The sequence below is a fragment of the Vibrio sp. YT-16 genome, assembly GCF_033337405.1.
GTDB classification, from domain to species: Bacteria; Pseudomonadota; Gammaproteobacteria; order Enterobacterales; family Vibrionaceae; genus Vibrio; species Vibrio alginolyticus.
Map to the genome: position 1 here is coordinate 1 of NZ_JAWOQQ010000111.1, position 1,201 is coordinate 1,201.

General features: G+C 45.2%; 2 protein-coding genes. One reads left to right on the top strand and one right to left on the bottom strand.

Annotation, left to right across the window (positions count from 1 at the left end):
* Positions 1–326, bottom strand: a 326-nt coding sequence (locus R7F07_RS25095; protein WP_024700735.1) for a DUF1840 domain-containing protein, incomplete at its 3' end; no start/stop codon positions are given.
* 132 nt (positions 327–458) lie between these two features.
* Between R7F07_RS25095 and R7F07_RS25100 the strand changes: the two genes are divergently transcribed.
* Positions 459–1,201 (top strand): phosphate/phosphite/phosphonate ABC transporter substrate-binding protein (locus R7F07_RS25100; RefSeq protein ID WP_318110649.1); only part of this gene is annotated, 743 nt, incomplete at its 3' end.

Below are 1,201 nucleotides of genomic sequence, written 5' to 3' on the forward strand. Positions count from 1 at the left end.
TATTGGTTGTCCCACATGACTTCGCATTCTTCTTTGATTGCTGATTTTAGCAACTCAATCAGTGGAAACGCTCTGCGCCCTAAGCTTACCGCTGGCTCTGCTTGTTCTTCCTCTTCGTCTACATCTACATCAGTAGGGAGGTTTTCTTCAGCTGCATTTTTCGCAGATAGAGCAGAAGTTAATTTTGATAGCGCGTCAGGAACATCTTGAGCGGAAATTGACCCCGGCACTGTGCCGCTGTGACCCATCATTTTGATCATCTCTAATGCAATGTCGCCAAACATCGTGACATTTGCATAACTACGACAACGAAATGTAATAAGCATGTACTGCTCCTATTTTTAGGTGTTCGTTTGAGTATAAATCCTATCCGAGACATGAGGCAATTTAACGCGTTAATTCGCAATCTTTCAAATAGCTATCTATCTTTAACGGAAGACAAACACAAGGAGGTGATTTTGTTGAATTCTCAATTGCAGAAGCTGACTTGGCTGTTTAAAAGGCGAATTTTTACGTTGCTTATGACGTTATGCATATTGTCGCCTTCCATCTTCGCTCAGCCCTCTCTTGTTTTTGGTGTGGTGCCACAACAATCGGCCACCAAATTAGTTCAACAATGGCAGCCATTACTGCAACGTTGGGGCGAGCTTGCCGGAGTTGAAATCAAATTTGCTACTGCGCGTGATATTCCTACTTTTGAAGCCCGTTTAATGGCTGGAGAATATGACATCGCGTACATGAATCCTTATCACTTTACGTTGGTGAACCAAACTCCGGGTTATACGGCGTTAGCAAGAGCGAAGAACAAGCGTATTACAGGGATTATTGTGGCGAGAAAAGGGCAGTCAGTTACTCTTGATGATCTGCAAGAAGAGACGATTGCTTTTCCGGCTCCACGCGCGTTTGCGGCTTCCATCATCACGCAATCTGAACTAGAACAGAAAGGCATCAAATTTACGCCCAAATATGTGGGCTCGCACGATTCGGTCTATTTAGGTGTTCTGAAAGGCTTGTATGTCGCTGGCGGTGGCGTGAAGCGTACCTTTGAGAGCTTGCCGAGTGAAACCAAAGAGCAACTGAGCGTGATTTATACAACCGCAGGTTATACCCCTCATGCCATTGCAGTCTCGAATGAGGTAGATGAAGAGATGGCTTTGGCATTGCGAGCGGCGATCTCACAACTCAATGAGGATCCCAAAGC